The sequence below is a fragment of the Bdellovibrionales bacterium genome (genome assembly GCA_016714165.1).
Classification (GTDB): Bacteria; Bdellovibrionota; Bdellovibrionia; order Bdellovibrionales; family UBA1609; genus JADJVA01.
The window spans coordinates 1772158-1797283 of sequence record JADJNU010000001.1; the positions used below are offsets into that span (position 1 = coordinate 1772158).

The 25126-nt window shown below is 46.1% G+C and carries 20 protein-coding genes and 2 pseudogenes; 11 read left to right on the plus strand and 11 right to left on the minus strand.

Annotated features, from left to right (window positions below; translation table 11 throughout):
* Positions 1 to 96: 96 nt before the first annotated feature.
* Together IPJ71_07945 and IPJ71_07950 are read left to right on the plus strand one after the other, a co-directional pair.
* The gene (locus IPJ71_07945; GenBank protein ID MBK7843610.1) at positions 97 to 345 is read left to right on the plus strand and encodes a hypothetical protein; all 249 of its coding nucleotides are present in this window, start codon (positions 97 to 99) and stop codon (positions 343 to 345) included.
* Positions 346 to 946: 601 nt separating this feature from the next.
* Entirely contained in the window at positions 947 to 1780 is an 834-nt protein-coding gene (locus IPJ71_07950) for a flagellin FliC (GenBank protein MBK7843611.1), read from the plus strand.
* 184 nt (positions 1781 to 1964) lie between these two features.
* On the opposite strand, the gene IPJ71_07955 is transcribed toward IPJ71_07950, so the two are convergent.
* Together IPJ71_07955 and IPJ71_07960 are read right to left on the minus strand one after the other, a co-directional pair.
* A complete protein-coding gene (locus IPJ71_07955; GenBank protein ID MBK7843612.1) occupies positions 1965 to 2285 on the minus strand; it encodes a hypothetical protein in 321 nt (106 codons plus the stop codon).
* 360 nt (positions 2286 to 2645) lie between these two features.
* Positions 2646 to 3713, minus strand: a complete 1068-nt coding sequence (locus IPJ71_07960; protein MBK7843613.1) for a sigma-54-dependent Fis family transcriptional regulator — start codon at positions 3711 to 3713, stop codon at positions 2646 to 2648.
* Between the two features lie 192 nt (positions 3714 to 3905).
* On the opposite strand from IPJ71_07960, the gene IPJ71_07965 reads away from it, so the two are divergent.
* The 4 genes from IPJ71_07965 (at position 3906) to IPJ71_07980 (ending at position 9428) form a co-directional block, all read left to right on the plus strand.
* On the plus strand, positions 3906 to 4886 hold the full coding sequence (locus tag IPJ71_07965) for a tyrosine-type recombinase/integrase (GenBank protein MBK7843614.1): 981 nt from the start codon (positions 3906 to 3908) through the stop codon (positions 4884 to 4886).
* Between the two features lie 74 nt (positions 4887 to 4960).
* Positions 4961 to 5587, plus strand: a complete 627-nt coding sequence (locus IPJ71_07970; protein MBK7843615.1) for an HAD family hydrolase — start codon at positions 4961 to 4963, stop codon at positions 5585 to 5587.
* A gap of 149 nt (positions 5588 to 5736) precedes the next feature.
* Complete coding sequence (locus tag IPJ71_07975; protein ID MBK7843616.1) at positions 5737 to 7056, plus strand: FecR domain-containing protein; 1320 nt, start codon at positions 5737 to 5739, stop codon at positions 7054 to 7056.
* 212 nt (positions 7057 to 7268) lie between these two features.
* Entirely contained in the window at positions 7269 to 9428 is a 2160-nt protein-coding gene (locus tag IPJ71_07980; GenBank protein MBK7843617.1) for a hypothetical protein, read from the plus strand.
* Between the two features lie 41 nt (positions 9429 to 9469).
* On the opposite strand, the gene IPJ71_07985 is transcribed toward IPJ71_07980, so the two are convergent.
* From IPJ71_07985 to IPJ71_07995, 3 genes are read right to left on the minus strand one after another with little or no spacing between them, the layout of a single operon-like run.
* The gene (locus tag IPJ71_07985; protein MBK7843618.1) at positions 9470 to 9889 is read right to left on the minus strand and encodes a DNA repair protein RecO C-terminal domain-containing protein; all 420 of its coding nucleotides are present in this window, start codon (positions 9887 to 9889) and stop codon (positions 9470 to 9472) included.
* The gene (locus IPJ71_07990) at positions 9886 to 10059 is read right to left on the minus strand and encodes a recombination protein O N-terminal domain-containing protein (protein ID MBK7843619.1); all 174 of its coding nucleotides are present in this window, start codon (positions 10057 to 10059) and stop codon (positions 9886 to 9888) included. The genes IPJ71_07985 and IPJ71_07990 overlap by 4 nt, the downstream gene beginning before the upstream one ends.
* Entirely contained in the window at positions 10056 to 11045 is a 990-nt protein-coding gene (locus IPJ71_07995) for a flippase-like domain-containing protein (protein MBK7843620.1), read from the minus strand. The genes IPJ71_07990 and IPJ71_07995 overlap by 4 nt, the downstream gene beginning before the upstream one ends.
* A gap of 84 nt (positions 11046 to 11129) precedes the next feature.
* On the opposite strand from IPJ71_07995, the gene IPJ71_08000 reads away from it, so the two are divergent.
* Together IPJ71_08000 and IPJ71_08005 are read left to right on the plus strand one after the other, a co-directional pair.
* Positions 11130 to 12434 (plus strand): UDP-glucose/GDP-mannose dehydrogenase family protein, encoded by a 1305-nt coding sequence (locus tag IPJ71_08000; GenBank protein MBK7843621.1) that lies wholly within the window; start codon positions 11130 to 11132, stop codon positions 12432 to 12434.
* Positions 12435 to 12523: 89 nt separating this feature from the next.
* Complete coding sequence (locus IPJ71_08005; GenBank protein MBK7843622.1) at positions 12524 to 13111, plus strand: hypothetical protein; 588 nt, start codon at positions 12524 to 12526, stop codon at positions 13109 to 13111.
* 58 nt (positions 13112 to 13169) lie between these two features.
* Here the strand turns inward: IPJ71_08005 and IPJ71_08010 are convergent, their stop codons facing one another.
* From IPJ71_08010 to IPJ71_08035, 6 genes and pseudogenes are all read right to left on the minus strand, one after another.
* Positions 13170 to 13694, minus strand: a complete 525-nt coding sequence (locus IPJ71_08010) for an NADH-quinone oxidoreductase subunit I (GenBank protein ID MBK7843623.1) — start codon at positions 13692 to 13694, stop codon at positions 13170 to 13172.
* Positions 13691 to 15250 (minus strand): annotated as a pseudogene (locus IPJ71_08015) ((2Fe-2S)-binding protein). Before IPJ71_08015 ends, IPJ71_08010 begins: the two are co-directional and overlap by 4 nt.
* A pseudogene (nuoF, locus tag IPJ71_08020) lies at positions 15237 to 16524 on the minus strand (NADH-quinone oxidoreductase subunit NuoF). Before nuoF ends, IPJ71_08015 begins: the two co-directional pseudogenes overlap by 14 nt.
* Position 16525: 1 nt before the next feature.
* Positions 16526 to 16999, minus strand: a complete 474-nt coding sequence (locus IPJ71_08025; GenBank protein MBK7843624.1) for an NAD(P)H-dependent oxidoreductase subunit E — start codon at positions 16997 to 16999, stop codon at positions 16526 to 16528.
* Positions 17000 to 17011: 12 nt separating this feature from the next.
* On the minus strand, positions 17012 to 18688 hold the full coding sequence (gene nuoD, locus IPJ71_08030) for an NADH dehydrogenase (quinone) subunit D (protein ID MBK7843625.1): 1677 nt from the start codon (positions 18686 to 18688) through the stop codon (positions 17012 to 17014).
* 5 nt (positions 18689 to 18693) lie between these two features.
* Positions 18694 to 19206 (minus strand): NADH-quinone oxidoreductase subunit B, encoded by a 513-nt coding sequence (locus IPJ71_08035; protein MBK7843626.1) that lies wholly within the window; start codon positions 19204 to 19206, stop codon positions 18694 to 18696.
* 562 nt (positions 19207 to 19768) lie between these two features.
* Here IPJ71_08035 and IPJ71_08040 point away from each other — a divergent pair.
* From IPJ71_08040 to IPJ71_08050, 3 genes are all read left to right on the plus strand, one after another.
* Positions 19769 to 21298 carry a S8 family serine peptidase gene (locus IPJ71_08040; GenBank protein ID MBK7843627.1) on the plus strand — a complete coding sequence of 510 codons (1530 nt, stop codon included), beginning with the start codon at positions 19769 to 19771 and terminating at the stop codon, positions 21296 to 21298.
* A gap of 132 nt (positions 21299 to 21430) precedes the next feature.
* A complete protein-coding gene (locus IPJ71_08045) occupies positions 21431 to 23293 on the plus strand; it encodes an ABC transporter ATP-binding protein (protein MBK7843628.1) in 1863 nt (620 codons plus the stop codon).
* On the plus strand, positions 23283 to 25106 hold the full coding sequence (locus tag IPJ71_08050; GenBank protein MBK7843629.1) for an ABC transporter ATP-binding protein: 1824 nt from the start codon (positions 23283 to 23285) through the stop codon (positions 25104 to 25106). Before IPJ71_08045 ends, IPJ71_08050 begins: the two co-directional genes overlap by 11 nt.
* Positions 25107 to 25126: the final 20 nt, after the last annotated feature.

The following is a 25126-nucleotide window of genomic DNA, read 5'->3' on the forward strand; positions in this document are numbered from 1 at the left end:
CCCACGTTTCACCCCTTTTTTGATTACAACAACCCCACCGCGAGACTAGACTAGCACCACCCACCAAAAAATGTGCGTTGAAAAGGAGATTTGTCAATGTCTGGCCTAATTGCAAGTCGGCGTGTCCACCCCGGTCGCAAATCAATTATATTAGACCCCGTCAATCCAACGGAGTTTCGATCACTCAATTTTACCTATTGCTGCGAGCAGTGTGTTCACCTAGACGGTGACGAAAATATCTGCACCTTTGGGCATGATTTCAATATCCACAGCCGCAATGCTCAGCTTCGGTCCTATGAATTATCCGGTAAAATGGCCTTCTGTCGATTTCTTGAGATTGATTAGACACTAATTGAGTATGTGTTGTGTGTGCATTCATTTTTATTCGTCACGAGGAGACATCCTACTCAAAGGTCGTGAGAACACTCGATTTCAATAGGGAGTACTTCTCAAAATCCGTTGGAGTTATCACGCAAACATTTTTTTCACGATGACTCTTATCACCCCAGCCACTGCCTATCTGACGCTCCGAAAGGCTTGTCCAGAGCCTATTTTGAGCTTGCCTTTAGATCTGTTTTCACCGCTTAAGTCTTAGGACCTCGATCATTCAAAAGCCCAATCTTAGTTGCAGCATCTCGAAAATAGTCTCTCGTCCTGTCAAGAATCCGATATCAGTCCCGAATAGCTACGCAGTGGAAGGGGTGATGCTTTTTGGTCGCCCTTGTGTTTAAGGGGTTAACGGATTAACCAGGGAACACTGGTCGCGTTCTCTTGATATGTGAATTCGAAAGGAGGTCCATCAAGGATGAAATGAAGTACAAGGAAAACTTATAGACAATAAGTTTATTGGTACAATACCAAACCCCAAGGCTAGGAAGCCGAACCCCTTAAAAAGGGGAAATTCAACAAGGAGGAAATTAATGAAATTAAATGGAGGATAGTTAAAATGGGATTTCGTGTTTCAACAAATATTGCGGCGATCAACGCCCAAAGGAATTTACTGAATAGTCAAATGCACATTAACGACAGCATGAACAAACTGGCTTCGGGGAGCCGAATCAATAAAGCAGCGGACGATGCCGCTGGTTTGGCCATTTCCGAAAACATAAAGGCTCAGGTAAGGTCGGCCCGCCAAGCAAATCGCAACGCAAATGATGGTATTTCAATGGTCCAAACGGCTGAGGGAGGCCTCAATGAGATTGGAAACATCATTGTTCGCCTTCGGGAATTGGGGATCCAAGCGGCATCCGACACGGTAGGGGACACTGAAAGGTCCTTCATTGACAAGGAAGTTCAGCAGCTCAAAAGTGAGGTTCAAAGGATCGCTTCGGTGACCACATGGGGTACGACCAAGCTTTTAGATGGTACAACGCCCACTTTTGACTACCAAGTTGGACTTTACAATGACGATTTTGAAGATCGCATTTCCTTCAGCTCTGAAGAAAATGTGGCCACTCTCGATGCGCTTGGCCTTGCTGGTTTGGACTACAACACCAAAGCAGGAGCTCAAGAATCCCTTGGACTTCTCGATAGTTCTCAAACTAGCGTGAACGGAATGCGCGCAAACCTTGGCGCTCTGCAAAATCGATTGCTATCAACGGTCCAAAATCTCCTTGTAGCTGAGGAAAACATGTCGGCTGCCAACAGTCGCATCAGAGATACAGATGTTGCTGAAGCCTCATCGGAGATGACCAGAAACGGCATCCTTCTTCAAGCTGCGACAGCGACCCTCGCTCAAGCAAACCAAGTCAATTCCACCGCTCTGAAATTGATTGGTTAATCAGACTCATTGGCAATAATCAAAAGACCAGTTGTCCCGGGCCTCCGTGCTCGGGACATTTTTTTGTGGCAATAAAAAAAAGGGCTAGGCAAGCCTTTTAATTGCCAGTACCATTTCGATAGCGACGGAATTGGAGATCAGCCCCGGTGGTTGATCATGTTTGAATAAATGGGAACGATGGGGGTTATCTCATGGCCAAAAAGAAAAAAGCGACAAAGAAATCAGTAACGAAAAAGGCAACAAAAAAAGCCACAAAGAAAGCAACTGCTAAGAAAGCCACGAAAAAAGCGACGGTTAAAACAACCACAAAAACTGCAACTAAAAAGGCAGCAACAAAAAAAGCCACAAAGAAGGCAACTGCTAAGAAAGCCACGAAAAAAGCGACGGTTAAAACAACCACAAAAACTGCAACTAAAAAGGCAGCAACAAAAAAAGCGGCGGTAAGCAAACCTTCCGCAGCGAAAGTCATCAAACCAAAAAGCGCAAAGCCAAAGGCACCCAGCATTCACGACATTGCTAGTTCTCCAGCAAATGCTCCTGCAGGGACCAATCCCTTTCGCGGACCGACAGGCGATAAATCACCAGGTTCAAAAACAGAATTTGAATCGATGGAGGGAGACTTTAATCCCAAGGAAGATTTTGCTGAGATGACGTAAGTAATTTTGACGATATCGACGATGATGACGATGATGAAGAACTGGAAGGCGACGACGAAGGTTATTTCTAACCTAGAAATAACTCTCTCCTAGGTAAGAGACTAGCTAAATAAATCAGTCAGAAAAACAAAAAAGCGAGTTATTAAAACTCGCTTTTTTTATGGCTTTTTTGCTTTATACAAAAAAAAGCACATCTGTTGTTTATGATACTAGAATTTTGGCGTGGGTATCATCGGCTTTGTATGAACAGCATACCGATCAAATTCACCATATTCATGCAACTTATTGTAGAGAGTCTTGATGGTAATCCCCAAAGCGTTCGCTGCCTGAGTCTTATTTCCATCAAAATAGTTAAGAGCCTTCAAAATATACCGCTTTTCCAATTCATGGAGAGTCATTGTTGGATCGTAGTCATCAATGATAATTTTATGGTCTGGATTGCGGACATTTTCCGGAAGATCGCCCGGCATAATGATATGACCTTCCGCCAAAATCTGCAATCTCTCGCACACGTTCTGAAGCTCACGAATATTACCCGGCCAATCGTAGCGCATCAAAATTTTAATGGCATCTTCGCTCATCTGACGACCACGATTGAGATATCCGTGAGGACTTTTCGCAAGAAAATACTCCACCAAAAATGGAATATCCTCTTTCCTTCGGCGCAAAGGTGGAGAATGTAACATGATCGTGTTGATACGATAAAAGAGGTCCTCGCGAAAATTTCCACGCATGACTTCCTTATCCAATTCCTTGTTGGTGGCACTCACCAAACGAATGTCCACTCGAATTGGTTCCTTACCACCCACTCGATAAATCTCACCTTCTTGAAGGAAGCGCAAAAGCTTGGCCTGAATCCCCGGACTCAACTCACCTATTTCATCCAAAAAAAGTGTTCCACCATTGGCCACTTCGGCGAGTCCAATTTTTCGCGTGTAGGCTCCCGTAAACGCGCCCTTTTCATGGCCAAAAAGCTCACTCTCTAAAAGAGTTTCACGTAAGGCTCCACAGTTAATTGCAACAAAGGGTTTATTTTTACGAAGACTTTTTTCGTGGAGAGCGTGAGCAATCAGCTCCTTGCCCGTGCCACTTTCTCCGAGGACAAGAACTGTCGCATTAGATGGAGCCACCCTCTCCACCATGCGAATGAGATGGCGCATGACTTCTGATTTGTAAACGATTCGCTTGTCTTCTATAATTTTATTTGGAGTTTTAACGCCGGGTAAAACCTGGTTATCGCTGGGAGGAAGAAATGACGAACTATCAATTCCTGACATACGTACAGCCCCTTGGTTTACTTATTTGATGGAACTACTTCTACTCGCCTACGCGAAAACTTACTCGCTTATTTCATTGTCACGTAGCGTATAACACAGCGTGTTCTAACAAACGGCGCTTTCTCATGCAAGTTATTTTTGCAATGCATCATGAATTAATTATAACTAAATGAAAGGATTGGGTTTTTTGAAGTGAGTAAAGTGGTCATTTTACCAATTTATACGGCCCATTTCCTAAAAAATCTTCATTTCATAGAAAATTCCTCCCTACTAACCATCAAATCATACGCACTCGACCTTTTTCAGGCCTACGGTGCTCTGGGGGTTCCTCACTACATCTGGAATATTGAGAAAAAACAATTTGATACGCGCCAAACTGCCGAGCCATCCTTGAAAAATGTCGGCTCCACAGAGGATCAAATACTGCGAGCTTCCATCAATGCGCAAGGCCAGTGGTCTCATTTGTCTCCGGCAAGTCGACAGAGAAAAAGTGCCACACTAAAGAGCTTTCTGAGATTTCTCTTTCGCGAAAACCTGACAACTCGTGACCTTTCCTCACAGATCGCTCTTCCGAGGATACCAAGAAAGATTCCCCATTTTATCTCCGTGGATGAGGTTATCACCGTGATCAAAGCAACTGCCACAGCTGACGAGAAGAAATCCGGGCCGGGCCTGACTCCATCTTCCAAAGTTCAGTCCCATCAAACAAGGACTCTCATCCTCCTTTTGTATGGCGGGGGGCTCAGGATTAGCGAAGCCTATCATCTTACCTGGTCAAACGTAAAGGTCGATCAAGGGACACTTCTGATCGCAGGTAAAGGGGGACGGGAAAGACAAGTGGCTATTCCCCGAATTGTAATGGAGGAGCTGAAGTCTCTCCCGCGCCTGGGAAAATACGTTTTTGGCGCAACTCCTCTTAGCACTCGCAAGGCTTACTCCCTTGTCAAAAAGGCCGGGATGAACGCAGGACTCATAAAAAGCCTAAATCCCCACGCCCTGAGACACAGTTATGCCACTCACCTGCTCAACGGCGGCATGGATATCCGAATTCTCCAGGACCTTCTGGGTCACCAATCGCTGAATACCACCGAAAAATATCTCCATGTTAGTCTGGAACAATTGGCCAGAACAATGGAAGCTCATCATCCTTTCGGTGAGGACCCAGAAGTTTAGAATAGAAGAGTGGAAATGAGCAGCTCAATAGCCGAGTCGAGGCCTTGAGTTCAAGCATTGAGCGCGCTCAAAAAATGCAAAGAGCTCAAAGAACTCAAAGAGTTGACAAAACACTCAACTCCATCTATGATAAGACAGACAAGGAACCCAAAATGAAGAAAAGAGCTGTATTTTTTGACCGTGATGGCACTCTTATCGTTGATAAATTATACTTGAATGATCCAGAACAAATTGAGTACCTACCAAAAGTTTTCGATAGCCTCAGAAAACTAAGAGACGCTGGATACGTTTTTTTTGTTGCAACTAATCAGAGCGGAGTTGCACGAGGCATTGTACAGATCGAAAAATTAAGAGAAATTCATCGCGTGATGCGGGCCGATTTCTCCCGGGAGGGAATTGATTTTCTCTCTTTTCATGATGCGCCCTACATGACTGACACTGACCACTTCATGAGAAAACCGAATCCGGGGATGCTTCTTGAAGGGGCAAGCTTCTACAATATTGATCTCGCGAGAAGTTGGATGGTTGGAGATCGCATGACCGACGTCGAAGCCGGTCATCGTGCGGGAACTCGATCTATTTTGCTTGGTGGCCTGGAGTCTCCATCTGAATCAGCTTATTCTCACCCTGAGGCTCATGTCTTCTCACTCTCTTGTGTTGCCGATGCCATTTTGAGGCATTCTTCGGGGAAACCTGCCTAGGGCGAAGAAGACCCTCCCTTCTTTTCTGATAATGTAAAAATAAATTCATGAAATGATTCATTCAGGGAACCCCATTTTAGTCCTCGACCAAATAGTCCGAATATCAGAGGTAGCCGCGCTTTAATGTTAAGATTTTCGAGGGAGGCCACATGGCTAAGTTTCCCATTAAGATACTCTGTCTCGTCTTTTTTGCGATTCACCTCTTACTTGGCGCAGAATCCAGAGCCGCCCAGGTTCATGGCATCCTCACCGTGGTTAAAGGAAATGTTTCAATAAAATCTGGAAAGACAGGAAAAGACGAAAAAGCAAAGATTGGGATGAAGGTATTCCCTAAAGACTCCATACTAACTCAAGCCGATTCTCGGGCCAAGATTGTGATGGTAGACAAAAATGAAATTAATGTGTCTCCCAGCTCAAACATTGTTATCGATAGCTACGAATTCGATCCCGCCAAAGACAACAAGAAAGTCTTAATAGATGTTATCTATGGAAAAGTTCGTGCGAAGGTCGAGCAAAAATATGACGGCGAGAACAATAAGTTTCAGGTAAAAACGCCCTCTGCCGTAGCGGGAGTTCGAGGAACTGACTTCTTTACTTCATTTAATCAAGTCACGAACTCCTCAAAGGTTGTTACCTTCAAAGGAGAAGTCGCTTTTGGACTTCCAGGACCAGGAGGAACTATTCTCAATCCTGTTTCCGTGAGGGTTGGCGAGTTCACGGCGAACACAGGAAACAATCCGCCAGCTCCTGCGGTGCCAATGCCCAAGGCAGAACTTGCTCAGTTTGACAAGGAGACAAAGGCAGATGCTCCTGACAGAGAGAAACAAGCTGGGCCTGGCGGAGGGAGCAACCAGCCAGAAAAGGATAAGAAGGACCAACAGAAAAAAGACGAAGGCGGAAACAAGGGCCAAGGCAGTGATCAAAAGAAGGACGAAGGTGGGAACAAAAGCCCAGACAGTGATCAAAAAAAGGACCAAGGCGGGAACAAAGGCCAAGGCAATAATAAAGAAGGCCGTGGCAATGATGGCCCCAGAAATGAACAAGGTGAAAAGGGATCTGAACAATCAAAAAATGAGCCTGGCAGCAACCCAAAAAATGGCACTGGTGCCGCCAGAGGCCCAGACGCTCGACCGGATGGAACATCGGGTCCTTCCGGACCAGGGTCAGGCCCTGGGTCAGGTCCTGAATTTGCCGGTGGACCTCCAACTCCAGGCATGGGTGGGGATCCAAAGCGCGACCCATCTGGAATGATGCCGATGCCCATGGAAGGCACTGGGATGATGAGGCCTGAAGACTTTGCCTCAGCACCAAACATGCCTGCTTTTGTTGGGATGATGCCACCTCCGCCCATGATGCCATTCATGCCACCTCCAATGCCTGGATCAAATATCATTTGTGAGTTCTGCCGTGAGGTCATTCAGGATGGGGCAACGCGCCTGTTTATCCGTGTGACCCAAGGTTCGCAATGAAATGTGCACAGAGGTAGAATTGCCCTTAGGGGCAGGTAAAGTACCAAGACTGAATTTTTAGCCCTGCCTTCGACGAGCAAATCAATTCCCCTTCCCTAAAGGAGGGGTTTTCCTCTTTAATTCTCTCAGTCCTTTCTCAGAAGGCCAACCTCAGATAAAATTTGATGGTAAATCCCACTCCTTTTTTAACAACTCTACCTGGGAGAGCAGCGGTGAACAGTCAAAAATTGATTCGATTTTGTTTGGGGCTTGGTCTGATGACTGGCTTTTTCTGTTTTGAGAGCCGAGCTGCAGAAAAGGAAAATCCGCCATCCCCAGTTAAGTCACCGCAAGCGCCTTCCTCCCCTCCAAATTCAAAAGCTCAAAATCTGAGGATTTATTACGCTTCCTCTACTTGGAACCAAAGCAGCACTGTCCCAGACTCTGCCTTCTTGTTTTTCCGCGATGCAAAGACCGGAAAAGTGGCAAAAATTGTGATCGAAGAGACCGAACCAGATTCAAGCACGTTTCGGGGCAATTTTTCTATCAGTTGGACCTCAATTGAATCTCTTGATCCAGAGGTCTACATCCCTCCTGAAGGGATGCGAGAAGATTCGAAGGATACCTTGGCTAAGTTTTACCAATTGCTAAACAGCAAAAAAGCAGCGAGCAAGCCCCTGGTCTTTCGCACATCGCCAGAAGGACAACAAATTCTTGATGTTTATGACACTCCAGAACAGGCCCAACAGGCAAAAGAAGCCTTTGAACGTGAGGCTGAGCTGGCTCGTCAAGCTGAAGCCACGAAAAAAGCTTTGTCCAAGCCCATACCCGATAAGGCTGCCATTGAAGCCAGCAAAATGGCCGAACGACAGACTGCCCTCGATCTGCTGGCTCAGGAAGGCGCAAAACGGGAGGCAGACAGAGTTCGCCTGGAGCAAATTGAAAAACAAAGGACAGAAGAGAGAATGAGACAACAAAAATTGCTCAGCGAACAGGAGAGAGAGAAGCGCCTTGAAAAGGCAAAGCAATTTGCAGAAGCAGCTCTCGATTCCTATCGATTAGGTCAATTCATACCGGCTGAGGAAAATTTTCGCAAATCGGTAGAATTGGATCCCGAAAACAAGGCCTACTACTTTAAATATGCGATTACTCTCTATCGAAATGAAAAGTTCAATGAAGCCCTGGTTGTGATGAACCTCGCAAAAACTTCTACAGATCTTGATCTCGAAAAAGAATACTACATGGGTTTGATTCACTTTCGTCTCAAGGAGCTTGATTCGGCTCTTAAGAAATTTGCTCAGGTCCAACAAGCAAATCATCCTGAATTGTCGGTGAGCGCCGGATTCTATCGCGGAGTGATCCTGTTTAACCAAGAAAAATTTGAGGAGGCAAAACTCCCATTTGAATGGGTCATTGATCATTCAAATGACTCTTCTTTGGACAGTCGATCCGAGGAATATCTTGAAAAAATCGCCCAATTGATAGTTTATAAAAAAAATCAGGCCAAAAGGTTTCTGTTCAATGCCACGATTGGAGCCATGTACGACAGCAATGTCTTGCTGGCTCCAGACAACGTGAGTTCCCAGGGGTCAACAACAGAAGAGGCCGACTATCGCTCAATTGCTAGCGGAGGAGTTGAATACAGAATTCTAAATGGAAAAATCCATGAATTCTCAGGCAAATTGGCTTCGTCCTACATACGCTCCTCGAAAAGTGATCTCTCCATCGCCGATCCCTGGCAAAATACAATCACTCTTCCCTACGTTTACAAGGGCATGCTTGCAGGAAAGGGATACCGCCTGACAGTAACGCCAGGTTATGAAGCTCTCAATATGTCAGTTGAAACAGATGGTCCCCAGGAGAATATTCTCAATTCCATGATTATGACCGTCGACAATACATTCATCATGAGTGAACAATGGCATGCTTCTTACATTTTGGATGCCCGCCAAGATGATTCCCTCTTGGATAGTTCGACTGGTGATGCCGATGCCGATGCAACTAAGCTCTCACTCAAGACCTCTCAAACCTTCTTCAAAGACAAAACACTTCGAAAAGCTGTCATCCTCAACCTTGGCTTAGTCAACAATGCAGCAGCGGGAAAAGATAAAACATATTTGCGGGTAGAGGGGGGCGCGACCTACGTGGCACCGGCCCGAAAAGACGATTCGTGGAATCTCGGCCTCGCTGTCTACAACCTCAACTACCCCGATGCCTCGAGTTTGCGAAAAGACACCAATATGTCTCTCACCGCTGGATATGGACACCCCTTCAATGAATGGGCCCTCGGTAACCTCAGTTTCAACTACACGAACAACCAGTCAAACGTCTCCACAAACCAATACAGTAAATTCTCAGTCATGGCGACCGGCACGTTCAATTGGGGTTGGTGAACCTGAATCCTGAATCCTGAATCCTGAATCTTGAAGTAAGCTCACTGAAAATAAGCTTCCAAAAAGTGACGAGCCTCGCGTTTGACAAGGAGAAACTCCTCCTCGTTCAAATTGATCTGTTCATGATCTCGAATCGAGAACCCAATGAGAAAGGCTCCTTCGCCCTGACGATCAAGAACACCTTGTTGGTGTAGGAGTTTGAGCTCAAAGAGGAGCTTTAAGTACCTCGTCTTTTGCGAAGACTGAAGCGCATGGAGACTATTGCCAAGTAAATCAAACAACTCACAATTATCTGAAATGGCCTCTTTTGAAACTTTAGAGACCAACTGCAAAAGATAAATTCCCATTTCAAGACGATCATAATCTGCGCGGATTCCATTGAAACACTCAACCAAGTGAGCCTCTTCTAACCAATGAAGAGCATCCTGATCATCAAATGAATGTCTCTCTCGATAACTCATCTGAACGTAATTGAGGGGCTCCAGAACTCCGCCCCAAATCGTCGACGGCTCCGCATGGCACCCTTAGCCATCAAGTTCACGCGACACCCATCACGATTCAGAGCGTGCACGATTAAGTTGGACTCTCCCTGCTTAATAGTACGTAAAATGATCGCCCGCTCATTTTTCAAGCCGAAGTGGCCTCATCTAGAATTTTTGGCCTCTTTCTCTGAGCGTAAATAAATGCTCCAATCAGACTCCAAGAGAGGGTGCCAATCTGAAAAACGGTAATGACTGTCTGTCCCACCGTGGTCTCACTCCCGGTAAACATACGAAATAAAACCAAGAAAGCCACTTGGCCCACACCAATTCCGGCAGGGCTGATCGGCAAAGCCATGACGATAAATCCCAGGGGAACCGCAAAAAAATAGGTTGCGAGAGGTACGCTCTCGCCCAGAGCGAATCCAATGTAAGCCATATATCCTATCGCAATCATCTGTCCTATGAGACTGATCGCGACTGTCAGAATCACCGTCCTGAGGTTCTTACCATAGGAATGCAGTGCCTCATAAAATCTGTTCAGAAAATCTCCTCCCGGCAATCCCTGACTCCAACGAAGCAGGGGATTTTTGGTTTTCACCGTAGAGGATAAAATCAATCCCAACACAATTGTCATTAGCAAGATCAGCAACAGACTCGAAAAAAAGATGTTTCGCAAAGCCATTCGGTGCCACACATTTTCGAAATTTAACAACATGGTGATAACAGCCAGAAGAATCATCGCGTAAAGTCCCACGATTCTGTCCATCATCACTGTTGTTGCCGCAGCCATCCTTCGTTTTGGGTGATCTTGAGCCACATAGTAGGCTTTGACCACATCTCCCCCGACCGCCCCGGGCACGGCAAAATTAAAAAAAAGTCCCACCAAAGTGAGAGGAAAAGTAACGACAAAGCTAGCCGGCAACTCCTGCGAGGCGAGCAACAATGACCAGCGATAATTGTTGATATAGATATTTAAAAAAAGCAAAGTTAAGGCGATGCAAACATGCACGGGAGTGAGAAGCTGACCTAAGGAGGAAAGATCAAGAAGACCCTTGTTGATCATCCAAGCGATGAGGCCCACCGCAACGCCAAACTTCAAAAGTTTTGTTAAGAAAGCCTTGGTCTGGGTCTCCATTGCGCTCCCTTTGAGAAAAGTTGACAGGTCCCCGCATTTGACCCATTACTACTTTGGTTTCAATCACTTGCCAAGGGGAGAACCATGGAGATTGCGATCATTGGAACCGGTTACGTGGGCCTGGTAGCTGGAGTCTGTTTTGCTGATGCTGGGCATCAAGTAACCTGTATCGACTCCAATCGAGAGAAAATCGCGACTCTTTTAGAGGGCAAATTGCCGTTTTTCGAACCTGGCTTGGGTGACTTGTTTCACAGAAACTACAAACGAATGAAGTTTGTATTTGAGGTGGGAGAGGCCTCAAGCAAAGCCGAGATCCTATTTGTGGCGGTCGGCACCCCAGAGGAAGAGGATGGCAGTGCTGACCTGTCTTTCACTTTTGAGGTATTGAAACAGATTTGCCAGGCCCCTCAAAAACCAAAAATTGTCGTTCTCAAAAGCACTGTGCCCGTTGGCACAGCTCAACGGGCACAGGCCTTTTGCGACGCCCATTCAGCAAGTGCTATTGAGATAGTGAGCAATCCAGAGTTTTTGAAACAGGGAGGCGCAGTTGATGATTTTATGAATCCTGATCGGGTCGTTATCGGTTGCCGAAGCGAAGAGGCAAAAATAACTTTGGAAAGGCTCTATGAACCGTTCTTGAAAAATGGCAATCCCATCATGTTTATGGATAATTCCTCGGCCGAGATGACCAAATATGCTGCCAATTCCTTTCTTGCTTTGAAAATAAGCTTCATCAATGAACTGGCCCTCCTCTCAGATAAGGTCGGAGCGGATATCAATCAGGTGAGAAGGGGCTTTTCTTCTGACAGCCGAATAAATCCAGCCTTTTTCGAGCCCGGAATTGGCTATGGCGGCAGCTGCTTTCCCAAGGACCTCCGTGCGCTCCTACACACAGGGCGTGAGCACAAATTGGAAATGAAATTGCTTAAAGCTGCTGACGAAGTGAATGAAAGGCAAAAATCGGTTTTGGTCCAAAGACTTAAGCATCGTCTCGAGGACCTTAACGAGAGGCGTATTGCCATTTGGGGACTTAGTTTTAAGCCAAACACCGATGATGTCCGCCGGGCCCCCTCCCTCAGCATTATTGAAGAGCTTGTGCGACTGGGTGCAAGCGTCTCGGCCTTTGATCCTGTCGCAATGAAAAATGCCAAACTCGCATGCAAGGTATTTTTTGAGGCCGCTGAATCGGCTCAGGATGCCGCCAGAGGATCTGACGCTTTGCTTCTCATTACAGAATGGAATGAGTTCAAAAGCGTCGATCTAAAAGAATTAAGGTCACTTTTAAAAATCCCCCTGATTTTTGATGGACGCAATATATTTGATCCGACAAAAATGAAGAAACTCGGCATTGAATACTATGGAATAGGACGTCAGTCTTTGGACCACTGAACCAGACTTAAGGCTAAGTTCGCTCCATTTTGTTGAGACCTCTTAACGCAAAAACTAAACTCTCAGCTGAACTTATAAAGGAGATCATCATGCAGAAACAAACAAAGAACTTCCTCGCCTCTTCTCTGATTTTTCTATTGTCTCTCATGGCTTACACACCCAAAGTCCAGGCGCTTGTACAGATTCGGGCAAACTACGGTTTACAAACAGTCAGCCCCGATCAGGTCGGGGCATTTCCAACTCTTTCTAAACTGACGGGGTTTGGAGGCGATCTCATTATCTCACCTCCCCTCTTCCCGTTAGCGTTTGGAATTCGACATGAAATCATGAAAGCCGAGGAATCAAATAGCTACGGAAAATTTAATCTCGATCTGACGCGAACCTCTGGACTGATCTCATTCCGACTGATTGATACTTTGATTTTTCTGGGAGCAATTGGAACTATCGGTGTTTCTCATAGCGGAGATCAAACCTTTGAAGTTATTGGAGTCGGAACCACCACCACCAAGAATGACATCAGTGGGTCCTATTCCGTCGGAGTCGAAGGTGGCATTAAGCTCGTGGGTTTTCTCGTGGGAGCTGAAGTCGGATATATGGGACTGAAGATTGGAGGGAGTGGGACTGAACAAAAACTCGATGGAGCTTACACAAAAGTCCATCTTGGTCTTGATTTCTAAGAAGGCGTTTTTTGAAAAGAGCCTCTTCAGATGAGAGGCTCTCCTCTTTGATCACTTCTCATATTCCAAATTTGTGGCGTTCCTCATCATCAACTCGGCTGATGATTCCACCTCTCAATTGAGGTCGATAAGCCAGTTGCTGGATATCATAAATAAAAGAAGAACCATTTAATCCCGCCGTTTGCCACTCAGGTCCCATTCTGACAGCATCAACCGGACAAGCCTCCTCACAAAAACCACAGAATACGCACCTCAAAATGTCAATTTCGTACTTCACAGGGTATTTTTCTACTGTGGGGTCCTCATGTTCAGCTGCTTGAATTGAAATACACTGTGCTGGGCAATTCGTTGCACACAACATGCAGGCTGTGCATCTCAAAGAGCCGTCCTTTTTGACGGTCAGCACGTGATTGCCCTTAAATCGCGGACTGTATTCGTAAACTTCCTCGGGATAATTGATCGTCGGCATTGCCTTTTTGTGAAAGAGATTTCTGATCATATATTTCAAAGTGAGCCAAAGCCCTCCGAAAATCCCAGGAATATACCAATGAGACAAAGCCCCCGGTTTTCTCACGATACTCATAACGGACCTCGTTGGTGGACGAAGAAGTTGGTCTTTTTCCAATTCAGCCCATCCTCATCCTGTTTGATGACTTCTTTCCTTCCAGACAAGAAAGTGACAACCTCAACCAAGGACAGTGCCTCAGGAACAATTGATGCGATTTTTTTGACAGACTGTACTTTGCCATTCGCATTGACATAGCTTCCGTCTTTCTCAAAAAAACTCTTCACTGGAATCTGCCACGTCGGCGTACTTGTCCGATTCAAAGCCTCACATTTCGCTGGCGAAAGCCACAACAGTTGCTTGACTTGACTGAACATCTCAATTTTCTTATCTAAATCAGAAAAAACTCCAGGATTTTCAGGACCAGCAACGACCAACATATCAATCTCTTTATTCTTCAACTTCCGCTCTAAATCCTGCCACTTGCCCATGAGCTTTTCTCGCGCGAGGAGCTGCTGAAGTCCCTTTGTGTTGGGATTACGGTCACCTCGAAAAAGAATTCCGTCAAATTCCTCCATTTTTTCAGGATTATTGACCCAATGGTAAATCTCTCGAGAACCTAAGTCCGCCAAAAAGTAGTTAAGAAGTGCAGAGTATTCTTCCTGACTGTACTGGCCAGTCAAAACAAGAGCTACCTTACCTGGAAAATTCGCCTGTATCGCCTGACGAATCATGACTCCAAACTCTCCGAGAACTTTAGCTGTGGACGTTTCAACCTTCGTGTGAGCACCATCCTTGACAACGACATATTCAAGGCGTGAAGGCCTGTTTAAATGTTTATAAATGTCGCGTCCCTGATCACACATCCAATAACCATTCACTTCAGGATTGTATTCGGGCTTCACCCTGAACAACCCCTCCTCGTTATAATAAATTTTGACATTGCAGCCAGTGGAACACCCCGTGCAGATGCTCTTTCCGTTCTTTAGATACCAAACCCTTTGCCTGAAACGAAAATCCTTAGCCGTCAGTGCCCCAACTGGACAAATATCAACCGTATTAAGTGAATAATTATTATTGAGGGGTTTATCCTCAAAAGTTCCAATTTCGGCCCTGTCACCACGATTGAAGATTCCTAGTTCATTTGTCTTCGTCACCTCAGAAGTGAATCGCACGCAACGCGAGCAAAGAATACATCTCTCAGAATCAAGAACGACCTTCTCCCCTAGGCTAACCACTTTGTGCTTTTTTACTTTCCGCTCGGCCATCTCAGGAGTGTATTTGCCAAATTCCATGTATTGATCTTGCAATCCACACTCCCCTGCCTGATCACAGATCGGACAGTCAAGTGGATGGTTAATCAAATGAAAATCAAGCCCCCAACGTACCGCCTCTTTCACCTTTTCTGATCGATTTGTCGCAACCATACCTTCGGTCACAGCGGTGTTGCAGGCTATCTGTAAGCGTGGGTTACCCTCTATCTCTACCATACACAATCGGCAAACACCGCAACACTCAGAGCAGGATGCCAGCAGTAGTGAGCAATGCTCGCATCTGCCTGCTTTGAAGGCCTCGATCAACTTAGAACCCTCTTTTACTTCAATTTCAATTCCATTAATTTTACATTTGGGCATGGAGTGAACCTCTTACTTTCGAACGCCCTTCTCGGACATAAAATTCAAATTCGTCCCGAAATTTATTAACAAAGCTGATCGCGGGCATCGCCGCCGCATCACTCAAAGCGCAAATTGTTCGACCCATCATCTGTTGTGACACTCTCAATACAAGATCAATGTCTTGCAACCGACCCTCACCACTCACAATACTATTCACAATCTTATGTAGCCAGCCAGTTCCCTCACGGCATGGAGTGCACTGACCACAAGATTCGTGATGGTAAAAGTGCATAATGACTTTGAGCAGATCAACCATGCAGTTTGAATCATCGATGACGATGACGGCACCTGAACCTAACATTGATCCCATGCCTTGCAGACATTCGTAGTCCATGGTTGCCCGCTGCGCTTCCTCAGCCGTTAGCACCGGAGCAGACGAGCCACCTGGAATGACAGCCTTCAATTCTCGACCGGAAATCAGGCCACCACATTCATTATTGATTAAATCGATCAAAGGATATCCTAATGAAACCTCGTAGACGCCCGGTTTTTTCACATTTCCGCTGACTGAAAATATCTTTGTTCCGGGTGACTTTTCAGTGCCAAATTTCCGGTAGGCCTGAGCCCCATCTCTCATGATCGGAACTACCGCCGCCAGCGTCTCAACATTGTTGACTATTGTTGGCTTAGCTAAATAACCCTGAACCGCTGGGAATGGGGGTTTCAATTTCGGTTGGCCCTTTTTTCCTTCAAGAGAAGAAATCATTCCCGTTTCTTCTCCACAGATATAAGCACCAGCTCCCGAATAAACATCTAAATCATGGTCAAAACCAGAGCCCAGAATATTTTTACCCAAGAATCCCGCTTTATAGGCTTCTGCTATCGCCTTTTCAACAGTCCGAATACACATTCGGTATTCGCCGCGGATATACACATAGGATTTCCTTTGAGCCAATGGCAAAGGCTGAAATAATCATGCCCTCAATCAGTTGGTGAGGAGCTCTTGATAACATTGCCCGATCTTTGAAAGTGCCCGGCTCCCCTTCGTCCGCATTACAAAGCAGATACCTCTCTTCTCCGTTTGCAGGAAGAAAACCCCATTTCATTCCCGTTGGAAAACCGGCCCCTCCTCGGCCTCTGAGACCCGAAGCCTTGACCTCGTCAATGATGGCCTTAGGACTTAACTTCAAAGCCTTTGATAGCACCTCGTATCCACCGTATTTTTGATAGCCTTGGATCCCAATAAATTCATCTTTGTCGTAATGCTGAGTGAGAAGCTTGATTTCCATCAGTTCATTCCAATTCTCGCAGAATCTTGACTGCTTTGTCTGGGGTGAGATTTTCGTGGTAGTCGTCATTGACTTGCATCATGGGCGCCGTCCCGCAAGATCCGAGGCATTCAACCCGTGTGACAGTATATCGCCCATCTGGACTCATCCCATCATCACCGATATTAAGGGACTTTACCAAGTGGTCAGCCAACTCACGTCCACCGTTCATCGCACATGAGATGTTGCAGCAGACCTGGACATGAAACCTACCGACAGGCTCCTGATTGAACATTGTATAAAAACTCGATACTTCGTGAACCCAACGTTCAGGAACATCCATTATTTTTGCCAGATAAGCTATGCTCTCCGGACTTACCCAACCACCATTTTCTTCTTGGATTTTGAAAAGGCAAGGAATGATCGCTGATCGCTTTGTCTCATATCGCTTCATTTCCTTATTAACGAATTCAAGGCCATCCTTTGAAAGTTCAAACATATTGCAGACTCCTTAGCGATCCAATTCACCCGCGATTAGATTTTGACTACCCAATATGGCGATGACATCAGCCACCTGACCACCGGTCACCTGCTCCACAAACGACTGGTAAATAGCAAAACAAGGGGGACGAACCTTCAACCGATAGGGATTGGCGCTTCCATCGCTGATGAGCCAAAATCCCAATTCTCCGTTTGCTGCCTCGGTTGCATCGTAGATCTCACCAACGGGAGGACGCAGTCCTTTGATCACGAGCATAAAATGATTCATAAGACCTTCGATATTTCCATAAACGTCTTTTTTCTCAGGGAGAGTTATGCCTCTGTCTCTCACTGTGTAATCGCCGCCTGGAACATTCTTTGCGACTTGTTCGATAATCCTCAGGGACTCCCTCATTTCGGCAACCCGCACCAAGTATCGATCATAGACATCGCCATTGGTCCCAATTGGAATTTGAAAATCAAGAGTCTCATAGCCATAATAAGGAGTCGCTTTGCGCAAATCCAGACTGACACCCGCGGCCCGCAAACAAGGCCCTGTGTATCCCCATTCAATTGCGTTCTCGGCCGTTATCGCGCCCACATCACGGGTTCTTTTAATCCAAATTTTATTCCCAGTGAGGAGGATATCAAGATCATCTACTCCTTTGCGCATCTCTTTGCAAAATTGCAAAACCTCATCAAACCACCCCTCAGGGGCATCCTGGGCCATGCCACCTATCCGGGTCAGTGCAACCGTCAAACGAGCCCCACAAAGTTTTTCAAAAAGAGTATAGACCTTTTCCCGATAGGTAAAGAGATGAAAGAAACCAGTCAATGCCCCTAGATCAACCGCATTTGCCCCAATGCACACAAGGTGGTCGATGATGCGAGACAACTCAGCCAAAATAATTCGCATCGCTTGAGCGCGAGGTGGAATTTCCACGTTCATCATTTTTTCAACAGCTTTACAATAGCCGATATTGTTCATCGGAGCCGAGCAATAATTGAGACGGTCCGTGAAGGGTATCACTTGATTATAGGGATGCGTTTCAGCCATCTTCTCAAAACATCGATGAAGGTAGCCCAACTCAACGCCAGCTCGGTGAACTTTTTCTCCGTCCAAGGCCGCCATCACCCGAAGTGTCCCATGTGTTGCAGGATGGGAAGGTCCAATGTTCAGGGGCACTAAATCGCGACCGTCATCTTTGTAACGATCATCATTATCGAAATGGATGGGCATTGCCTCTGTGCAATGTTGCTGTCTATCTGCTGGGTAGTCCTTGCGCAGAGGGTGTCCAACAAACTGATGATGAACAAGAATACGACGAAGGTTGGGGTGGCCCGCAAAACGGACCCCGTACATATCATAAATTTCACGTTCAAACCAATCGGCGCATTTCCAAATTGAAATCACTGAGTCAATTGACTCATCCTCGCCAACCTGAGTTTTCAATCGACAGCGACTGAAGTCTTTGGAAGAAAACAACTCGTAAACTATTTCAAATCGTCGTTTGCGCTCAGGAAAGTCAGCGCCAGCCACTTGCATCAAGAAATCAAAACGCCCTGAACTCTTTAGATGCTCTAAGACAGACAAGATTTGACCCTTAGGAAGGGACAGCACATTGTTGCCATAGACGTAGGAATATTCAAAAGTGTTTTCGACAAATTTCTTGCTTAGATCCGCACGTAAAGTTTCGATTATATTCATACCAATTACCTATAACTCCCAGGAACCCAGTTATCTCTCCAGGGCCGAGGGGCACCATCCGAAATCATTTTTTGTATCACCATCACTCCGTCAAGAACTGCTTCGGGCGTCGGGGGGCAACCCGGAACGTAGACATCCACAGGAACCACCTTGTCTACGCCCTGCAAAACATGATAGGCGCGATAAAAACCACCTGAAGAAGCACAGGCACCCATCGCGATGACATATTTAGGCTCCAACATCTGCTCATAGACCCGAGAAATAATCGGGGCCATCTTTTCGGTAATTGTTCCAGCCACCAGCAAGAGATCTGCCTGACGGGGAGAAAAACGCACAACCTCAGCTCCAAACCGAGCCAAGTCGTAGCGCGGACCCATAACCGACATCAATTCAATTCCACAGCAGGCAGTTCCGTAGGGCATGGGCCAAAGTGAATTCCGACGTCCCCAGGCAATGATTTTATCTATCTGAGTTGTAAAGGCAAAGGAACGAGTCGCTTCAACAAGCTCCCGATCCATCTGCCGCGTGGCAACCGCTGATTGAGCCATACTCACTCCTCTCTCTCTCCTCCTTCAAAAACGGCGAGATTTTGCCGAAATGTGCTTGATCAAAAACAATCAAGAAGAAGGAACCAAGTTATCTGCAACAGAAGTTGATTGAAGAAGACCAGCAACGACAAACGCGTTCATTAAGACTGAATTGCTAATCTTCCTAAGCCTTTAAGGTACTAACACCCTTCGCATATGGAGTCACGATCAATAGAATTCCCGAACTCATCAGGATCATTTTGTCCCTCACCTGTCCCGATGAAACTCCCTCTTCAATTGATAACGTTATGCATTAATGTTTTGTCGATAGGAGGCCAACTCGGCCTTCCAAATATTTTGCTCTGCTTCAAAATCGGACCAGTTTTTGTCTCTCGCCTGGTTTCAATTTGAAACCAGGCGAAGGTTATAGATAGAATTTCTCATAACGAAACTGGCGGTCTCGCCTGAGTTTGAATTCCGCGGCAGAAAGCTCTCCAAAGGACTGAGAGCCAAAGCCCTGAGAGATCGTCAAAACACCTATGGAGGGGGAAATATGAAAGCAGCTCTTTTTTCCACAATACTGTGGAGCTTCACGGCATGGGCCTCTGGGCCAACGGGTGATTACCTTGTCCAAATATCGCCCGAACTCAGATCTCAACCCTTAAGAATATTTAGCTTCATTCCTGCGGGAACAAAGATAGAAGATCTGGGATTGAACAATTGGGTTCGGATTCAAACGCCTGCAAACAGTCTGTCTGGTTTTGATATTGAGGCCCTGCGACAAAATCCAGACATCGTGAATGTCCAGCCCAATTATCGAATCAGCTTGCTTGAAACCTTTCACGTTAAACCTTCAAGCCGGCTCCAGCTGATAAGGCTAACCGCAGAAAAATTCTTTGGCGGCTCCCTTCTTCCTTTTCCCTCTCCTGAAACAGACCAGGATCGGAACGAAGTTGGAGCTTCAGGTCGAATTGCCGACAATCCTCCCATTCCCATCACAGGAAGCGGAGGTGCCGGAAACGATAATCTCTATGATAGACAATGGGGCATGAACAGTATGGGAGTGGTAGAGGCGTGGAAAATTAAACCGGCCACACAGTCCATCACAGTTGCTGTCATTGACACGGGAGTTGACTACACGCATGAAGATCTTGTCGATAATATTTGGAAAAATCCAGGCGAAACTGGAACAGACTCCCAAGGGAGGGATAAATCCAGTAACGGCCTTGATGATGACAACAACGGATATATTGACGATGTCGTTGGATGGGATTTTGCTTCAAATGATAATAAGCCGTTCGATCTCACTGTTCCTCCGACCGATCTTCTTTTTGGTGGTGGAAACCCCGGACATGGGACACATGTTGCGGGTTGCGTAGCTGCACGATCGTCCAATGGAAAGGGTGTTGTTGGAGTTGCCGACAACAACATTAAAATCATGGCATTGCGCTTCTTAACTGAAAAGGGACAGGGGACGACAGCCGATGCGATAAAGGCAATCCGCTACGCCGTCGACAACGGGGCACTTGTCTCAAACAACTCTTGGGGATCCGAAGGCGAGGATCCGGCCGAGTCAACTGAAAACAAAGCCTTGCGAGATGCTATCGCCTATTCCGAATCAAAGGGAAGTTTGTTCATTGCAGCCGCAGGAAATGGACACAACGGAGTCGGCTACAACAATGATACGGACTCTCTACCAGGCTATCCCGCCAGCTATCCAGACGACATTATCATCAGCGTCGCTGCAATTGATAAAAATGACAGCCTCGGCAGTTTTTCAAACTGGGGAGCTAAGTCAGTCGATATTGCGGCTCCTGGGGTTGCGGTGTTCTCAACAATGGTTGGCAACAAATACAATGATCTCGTCATCGATCTTTTTGGAATCAAGGCCACCTGGGATGGGACTTCGATGGCTTCTCCTCACGTTGCTGGTGCTGCTGCCCTCTACTGGTCGAGAAACCCAACCAAAACTTGGAAGGAAGTCAAAAACGCCATTCTTCAAAACACTCAAAGTGTACCTGCTCTTGGCGGCAAAGTGTCTTCCGGCGGAAAGCTGGACATTCGCAGTTTAATGAATCACTAAATGAAATCGTCAAAGAGTCCCGTCATCAAACGGGACTCTTGATTCGCAAAATGCTCTCCACCCAATAATCATGTTGACCTCTGATCTCGGTCAAATTAGCCATTATAGAGTGGCCTTTGAAAAGTTGTAAAATTGAAACAAAAGCTGAATTCTCAGCTGGTTGTCGCTATGCATGGAGATCACTTGCAGACCTCTGAACAGACCCAGCGCCCTTTATCGCCATCAGAGAGAGAGGCTGATGAACACCTGCTTTTGAATCGCCCTTTCTTTTACTATTTCTCCAAGAATTGGCGTGTTTTCTCTTTGGGATTGGTCACCTTGTTTTTTACAAATCTCTTTGATGCTTTGCCCCCATACATCATCGGTCTCGCCATCGATCAGATTTCACAGCAGGCCGGATGGCAAACTCTTGCTCGAACGGTTGCCTTCTTAGTTGCAACAGCTCTGTTCTTGGCCCTGTTTAGATACCTGTGGCGAGTTTTCTGGGGCAAATTCCACCATGGAGTTGCGGAAGATCTTCGCAATCGTGCCTTCGATAAATTTTTGGATCTTGGCCCCAGCTTCTACCAAAGACGTTCTGTCGGCGATTTAATGAGCTTGATCACCAACGATGTCAATTCCTTCCGCATGGCGATCGGACCTGGGACGCTCGTCATAGCTGATGCTCTTTTTATTCTCCTCATTGTGCCGCCTCTGATGATGTCGCTGTCGGTCTCATGGACCTGGAAGACCTTAATTCTCATGCCGATCGTACCTCCCTTGGTGGCTCGCATCCTCAAGCTTATCTACGAAAATTTCAGTCAGCAGCAAGAACGATTTGCTGCGATGTCAGGGGCAGCCCAGGAAATTGTTTCTGGTATCCGCGTTATTAAAAGTTACGCCCAAGAGATCAATCAAACTCGGTTGTTTGACCAGTTTAACAGAAATTACCAATTAGCCTGCAACCAAGTAGCAAAAATCGATGCCTGCTTTCCGCCTGTCATGGAGATGAGCGTGGCAATTGGTTCAGTGATCCTTTTGGCCACTGGCGCTCCGGAAGTCATGAAGGGCACTGTTTCGATTGGCGCATTTTTTTCCTTTTATCAGTACATTCAGCGCATGATTTGGCCCATGTCGGCCCTCGGCATCGGATTTAATCACGTTCAACAGGGAAAGGCTTCCTTTGCACGAATTGCTGAACTTCTTAGAATAGCAAACGATGTTCCTGATTCCGGACAACATCAATTGGATCAATTTTCAAACTTAGAAATCAGAGATCTTTGCTTTACCTATCCTGGCACAAACCATCCTGCTCTCCGCAATATCTCATTCAAAATTGAAGCCGGCGAGACGATTGGCATAGTTGGAGAAACGGGGGCAGGAAAGTCAACTCTCGTGGATCTGCTCTGTCGACTCTACCCTGTCTCGCCGAACTCCATACTTTATAACGGTATTTCAATCGAGCAACTGAGAAAAATTTCTCTCCGCCGAACAGTCAGCATTGTCCCCCAGGACCCATTTTTGTTTTCCAAACCCATCCAGGATAATATGGCGTTGGCTCGTCAGGAATGGTCCATGGATGAAATCCATACTCTGAGCCAGCTCGTTAATATCGCTGAAGAAATTAATGAGATCCCTGAAAAATATGAGGCTTACCTAGGAGAACGAGGTGTCAATTTATCGGGAGGGCAAAAACAACGGCTCACGATTGCACGAGCCCTGATGGCTGACTCACCCCTCTTGATATTTGATGATTCATTGAGCGCTGTCGATGCAAAAACCGAAAAAAATATTCTCGAAAATCTTCGGCAACGGGTCGAAAGAGACAATTTATCTATCACTCTCCTTATCGTTTCCCACCGAGTTTCTAGTTTGCAATGGGCCGATCGCATAGTTGTTCTCAATGGTGGCGAAATGGAAGCAATAGGCACACATCAGGAACTACTCCTCAAAAGTCCCACCTATTTGCGTTTCGTGACCTTGCAGTCCGAAAACGGGGGTTCTAATGAGTGCTAAAAAGCGCAATTTGGACCGATCTTTCCTTGACGAAGAGCATATCCAACACCAGTTAGGTTTTCTGTCATTTATGAAAAGAATATGGCCATTGCTGTGGAGTCACAGTTATGGATTTGTTATTCTGATTTTGGTTATCCTCAGTTATGTCGTCACAGGGCGACTTATGCCGGTTGTTTTTGGTCACGCCATAGACGAAGGGATAAGAAAAGACGACCTTTCCCTTGTTTATCAGGCCGCATGTGTTTACCTCTTTTTAGAAATATTGAGGTCAAGTCTGCATTTCGCTCAAACCTACGGTATTCAGCGATTTGGCAACCGAGTTCTCTATGATTTGCGTGAAAAGCTGATCTCTCATGTTCAAAGTCTGCCCCTCACCTATTTTGATAAGAATCCTGTTGGAAGAACGGTCACAAGAGTGACAAATGATATCGCTGCTCTCGGTGAGCTCTTCAGTCTGGGAATTACTGCTGTCATCGTCAGTGGTATCGAAATGTTTGCTATTGTTATCGCCATGTCATTCATTTCTTTGAAGCTCGCGTTGATTACAACGGCGGTAGCACCCTTCTTAACACTCCTTTGCGTTCACCTGAGCCGGAAAATCAGATTTGTGTTTAGAGATGCCAAGCGCAAGCTAGCTACAATCAATGCCTTTACGGCCGAAAGCCTCAACGGACTTAAGGTGCTTCAGCTTTTCCACAAAACTGCTGATCGACAGAATGAATTTAATCGCTATTCAGAAGAATTTAAGAAGCTCAATCTCAAAACCGTCCGTTTATTTGCCCTCCTTTGGCCGATTATCGAATTGTTTAATGTTATTGCGATGACGACGGCCTTATTTTTTGGTGGACTCTATCGTGAAGAGCTTGGCCTCTCCTTGGGTACTCTCACAACTTTTCTACTAATGGTTCAGAGTTTCTTCCAGCCTCTCAAGACAATTCTCGAACGATACACTCAATTTCAAAATGGCTTGGCAAGCGCCGATCGAATATTTTCCCTCATGGATGAGCCTCCGGAACCCCTCCATGGAGATTCACTGCCCAGTGAGCGCTTATCTGGCAAAATTCAGATTCGGGAACTCTCTCACCGCTATTCCCAGAACGGCCCGTGGGCCCTAAAAGATATTAATTTGGAAATTCGCCAGGGCGAATCATTGGCCCTCGTGGGACGCACAGGAAGTGGCAAGACCACCTTGATTTCTCTTTTGCAGCGTCTCTATGATCACACGGGCGGAAGCATCATCATTGAGGGACGCGATTTGCGGTCTGTTTCTCCCCGAGAGTGGCGCCGAAGAGTCGGAGTCGTCCTTCAGGAGAATTTTATTTTTAAAGGCACCATTGCGGGAAATATTAGCCTCAATGACCCTCAAATTTCTCGGAAACAAATCGAAAGTGCTGCAGATGAGGCCGGGTGCCTGAAACTCCTCCAAACGCACAAGGGTGGACTTAATGCAGAAGTTGAAGAAAGGGGGAATAATCTGAGCGTTGGTGAGAGACAGCTCATTGCATTTGCTCGAGTGCTCGCATTCAACCCTGATATTCTTATTCTCGACGAGGCCACAGCAAACATTGACTCCATCAGTGAAAGACTGATTCAAGACGCGATACAAAGAGTGATCAGTGGCCGCACGAGCGTCATTATTGCTCACCGCTTATCCACAATTTTGAACTGCGATCGCATCGCCGTCCTTGATCATGGCGAGCTTCTTGAGATAGGCTCCCACCAAGAGCTCATGAGCTTAAAAGCTAAGTATTTTGATCTTTACACATCGCAGTTCAAGAAAGAAAGGGAACCCTCCTGCCTGAGTCAAATCTAAAGTCAGATTTACATTTTCAC

What these genes read in the sequence shown, in the direction of transcription:
- IPJ71_08040 (MBK7843627.1), top strand. Translation starts at nt 19,769, where the DNA reads ATGAAAGCAGCTCTTTTTTCCACAATACTGTGGAGCTTCACGGCATGG.
- IPJ71_08025 (MBK7843624.1), bottom strand. Translation starts at nt 16,999, where the DNA reads ATGTTTGAACTTTCAAAGGATGGCCTTGAATTCGTTAATAAGGAAATG.
- IPJ71_08035 (MBK7843626.1), bottom strand. Translation starts at nt 19,206, where the DNA reads ATGGATCGGGAGCTTGTTGAAGCGACTCGTTCCTTTGCCTTTACAACT.
- IPJ71_07975 (MBK7843616.1), top strand. Translation starts at nt 5,737, where the DNA reads ATGGCTAAGTTTCCCATTAAGATACTCTGTCTCGTCTTTTTTGCGATT.
- IPJ71_07970 (MBK7843615.1), top strand. Translation starts at nt 4,961, where the DNA reads ATGCAAAGAGCTCAAAGAACTCAAAGAGTTGACAAAACACTCAACTCC.
- IPJ71_08005 (MBK7843622.1), top strand. Translation starts at nt 12,524, where the DNA reads ATGCAGAAACAAACAAAGAACTTCCTCGCCTCTTCTCTGATTTTTCTA.
- IPJ71_08010 (MBK7843623.1), bottom strand. Translation starts at nt 13,694, where the DNA reads ATGAGTATCGTGAGAAAACCGGGGGCTTTGTCTCATTGGTATATTCCT.
- IPJ71_07945 (MBK7843610.1), top strand. Translation starts at nt 97, where the DNA reads ATGTCTGGCCTAATTGCAAGTCGGCGTGTCCACCCCGGTCGCAAATCA.
- IPJ71_08050 (MBK7843629.1), top strand. Translation starts at nt 23,283, where the DNA reads ATGAGTGCTAAAAAGCGCAATTTGGACCGATCTTTCCTTGACGAAGAG.
- IPJ71_07985 (MBK7843618.1), bottom strand. Translation starts at nt 9,889, where the DNA reads ATGAGTTATCGAGAGAGACATTCATTTGATGATCAGGATGCTCTTCAT.
- IPJ71_07950 (MBK7843611.1), top strand. Translation starts at nt 947, where the DNA reads ATGGGATTTCGTGTTTCAACAAATATTGCGGCGATCAACGCCCAAAGG.
- IPJ71_08000 (MBK7843621.1), top strand. Translation starts at nt 11,130, where the DNA reads ATGGAGATTGCGATCATTGGAACCGGTTACGTGGGCCTGGTAGCTGGA.
- IPJ71_07955 (MBK7843612.1), bottom strand. Translation starts at nt 2,285, where the DNA reads ATGCTGGGTGCCTTTGGCTTTGCGCTTTTTGGTTTGATGACTTTCGCT.
- nuoD (MBK7843625.1), bottom strand. Translation starts at nt 18,688, where the DNA reads ATGAATATAATCGAAACTTTACGTGCGGATCTAAGCAAGAAATTTGTC.
- IPJ71_07995 (MBK7843620.1), bottom strand. Translation starts at nt 11,045, where the DNA reads ATGGAGACCCAGACCAAGGCTTTCTTAACAAAACTTTTGAAGTTTGGC.
- IPJ71_07960 (MBK7843613.1), bottom strand. Translation starts at nt 3,713, where the DNA reads ATGTCAGGAATTGATAGTTCGTCATTTCTTCCTCCCAGCGATAACCAG.